Below are 2,624 nucleotides of genomic sequence, written 5' to 3'. Positions count from 1 at the left end.
GCCTGCCGACGCAGCGGGCGAGTGAAATCGAGCAGTTGCTTCCGCATAAGTGGCAGCCGGTTTAATCACGCAAGGCGTGATGCCCGGACGCATACTTTGGATCGCACGTTCGCTGCTTTGCAGCGAAATGATAAAGGTAAGGCTGTTATTGGCGAAATGGCCACTTTTCTAGCTGAGCAAATTAGCTTCCCTGATCTCCGTAACTGGGAGGACTCTAATTTAAAAATTCAGGATGCTGCTAAGGCCGTTGCTGAGTTGAAAACGCTCATCGCCCGTCAATCCGAAGAAATTCGATCGGAACGAGAACGCGAAGCGGCAAAGACTAAAGCCAGGGAAGAACGTGAGGTCGCTCAGAGAAAGCAAGGAAGCCTCGCCGCACTAATGCAACGACTCGATGATCTAGCGCCCCAGATGGGAACGGCACCGGGTGGATACGCCTTTCAAGACTGGTTCTATGACTTCCTAGCTTTCGCAGAAATCGAACATCGCCGCCCATACAACACAGGCGGCAGGCAGATTGACGGGTCAATTACCGTTGACGGAACCACCTATCTTGTTGAGCTGAAGTTCACTAAAAGTCAGGCTGGGGGACCGGATATCGACGTATTTCGCGGAAAAGTAGAGAGCAAAGCCGACAACACAATGGGCTTGTTCCTATCCATGGCTGGGTATTCTTCAGTGGCAGTGAACGAGGCGTCAGGTAAAAAGAGCACCTTACTATTGCTCGATGCTTCTCACATTTACCTCATCCTCACTGGTGGCATGCATTGCTTGGAGGTCGTTCGTAGAATTCGTCGCCATGCATCTCAAACTGGCGAAGCGTTTTTGCCCGTTTCATCATTCGGCGGCTGAAGGTGCCCTTGGGAGTTATGCTTCATGATCACTCGAAACGCTCCTGACAGCTGGCAAGCGTTGCAGACCGAAGTTGGCCGCATTCTTATAGAGTGCGGCTTCGACGTAGAGGTCGAGAAAAAAATTCAGTCCGCTCGGGGGACGGTGGAGTTGGACGTCTACGCCGATGAAACAATTCGCGGTCGGAGGTACGCCATTGCGTGTGAGTGTAAATACTGGAAATCACGTATTCCGCAGGCCGTCGTACACGGATTCCGAACCGTGGTCCAAGAGATCGGGGCCAACATCGGTTACATCATCTCCATGGAGGGATTTCAATCCGGAGCCGTGTCCGCTAGCGACTTGACGAATTTGAAGCTCGTTACCTGGCAAGAGTTTCAAGATATCTTCGAAGAGAGTTGGTTTGAGGAGTTCTTCACAAAGGAAATTGTTAAAAAACTAGATGGGCTAATGACTTACTCGGAGCCATTTCTACCAGCTTGGTTCGAAAAAATGTCGGATGACGACAAGTCGAAGTACATATCGCTGAAGGAAAAATATGATCTGTTCGGCATGGTGATGCAGTCACTCGGCCCTTATAGTCGCCTCCTGCGAAGAGAGCCGATTCCATCCCTTCCGCTACGTGCACGGCTCACTCCAGAGCCGATCTTAAGCACAATTCCAGATAACATCTTGGATGAAACGGCATACAGAGAACTTCTAGAGAAGTCCGTGGCGTATGGCGAATCTGCTCTTACAGAGTTCCGAGCGCTAAGGGACAAGTACGCGACATGACAAATGGTGAGCAGCATTGGGTCGGCTCTGCTGGCAATGGCCGCGGAGCGTGGTGGTCAAATTCAATGCAAATGGGGCGGTCGGATCTGTACAACTACCCATTAGCCCTCACCCACAAAAATCTGCGCATCCAGCATTTCGCGTAGTCCCACTCGCCGCGAGAAGGCTTTTGGTGGTAGGGCCACGGCTTCCCTCACTGCATCCACATCGCCCACGAAGATGACTTGAACTTGGGCGCGTGTGGCCGCCGTGTAGACAAAGGTTCTATCCAAAATACGTGATCTGCGAATAGGAACAATGACTCTGCGGAACTGCGAGCCTTGTGCCTTATGCACGCTGATAGCATAAGCGTGCTCCATGGCATCGACATCGCTATCCAGTACGAAATGCTTCACGCCTTCGTAATCCGCGAGCCCCAGAGCTACGCGCATATCTGGAGATCCCTCATCTCCAAGATTAACGGTGCGAGGTTCATCGAAGACATCCAGCAACCGACCTAGTGATCCGTTTTGCAGATTACGATTCCAATCATTCGCCGTGTACATCATCAAATCACCAACACACAAGCCGGTTGCTTCGATTTCACCTGTCTCCAGGTTTGCGGCAAGAAGCGGCCTATTGTGCTGCGCGTATTTATTATGGCAGAGGCGATTGAGCGCTTTCACACCTGCGAAATTGCATGACTTCGTAGCGCAGAGGATTTGGCTGTTCTGCTGATCTTTCTCGTAAAGCTTGATGACTGTCGGGGAGATTTGTTCATCCGCGCACGGCAAAAATACTACCTCGGCGGTTTCTATGTCGCTGAAAGCAGGCCAATGTCCCTCGCGAATAAGCCGGGTCGCCAAGGGAATCGCAGAGTCCTTAGACTGACGCTTGACCTCGGTTAACTCTGTCAGAGGAATTTGTAGTGGTCAACTAATTCCAGACACCTCGATAGGTGGTTCCGATACCATCGTCCGTTCGTAAACGGTCGGTGGCAGATATCCCAGTTTCGAGTG

3 protein-coding genes are annotated in these 2,624 nt (G+C 51.4%); 2 read left to right on the top strand and 1 reads right to left on the bottom strand.

The window, feature by feature from the left end; all coding sequences use genetic code 11:
• Positions 1–96: 96 nt before the first annotated feature.
• Both ACIOZM_RS31665 and ACIOZM_RS31660 read left to right on the top strand, forming a co-directional pair.
• The gene (locus tag ACIOZM_RS31665) at positions 97–852 is read left to right on the top strand and encodes a restriction endonuclease (RefSeq protein ID WP_401221583.1); all 756 of its coding nucleotides are present in this window, start codon (positions 97–99) and stop codon (positions 850–852) included.
• Positions 853–876: 24 nt separating this feature from the next.
• Positions 877–1,626: a restriction endonuclease gene (locus tag ACIOZM_RS31660; protein ID WP_401221580.1), complete on the top strand. Its 750-nt coding sequence runs from the start codon at positions 877–879 to the stop codon at positions 1,624–1,626.
• Between the two features lie 101 nt (positions 1,627–1,727).
• On the opposite strand, the gene ACIOZM_RS31655 is transcribed toward ACIOZM_RS31660, so the two are convergent.
• A complete protein-coding gene (locus tag ACIOZM_RS31655) occupies positions 1,728–2,471 on the bottom strand; it encodes an ATP-binding domain-containing protein (RefSeq protein WP_401221577.1) in 744 nt (247 codons plus the stop codon).
• Between the last annotated feature and the right edge of the window lie 153 nt (positions 2,472–2,624).

The organism is Pseudomonas sp. NPDC087346, assembly GCF_044744235.1.
Classification (GTDB): domain Bacteria; phylum Pseudomonadota; class Gammaproteobacteria; order Pseudomonadales; family Pseudomonadaceae; genus Aquipseudomonas.
This window is presented reverse-complemented; position numbering and strand designations above follow the sequence as displayed.

Coding starts and splice junctions, on each gene's coding strand:
- ACIOZM_RS31660 (WP_401221580.1), top strand. CDS start 877: ATGATCACTCGAAACGCTCCTGACAGCTGGCAAGCGTTGCAGACCGAA.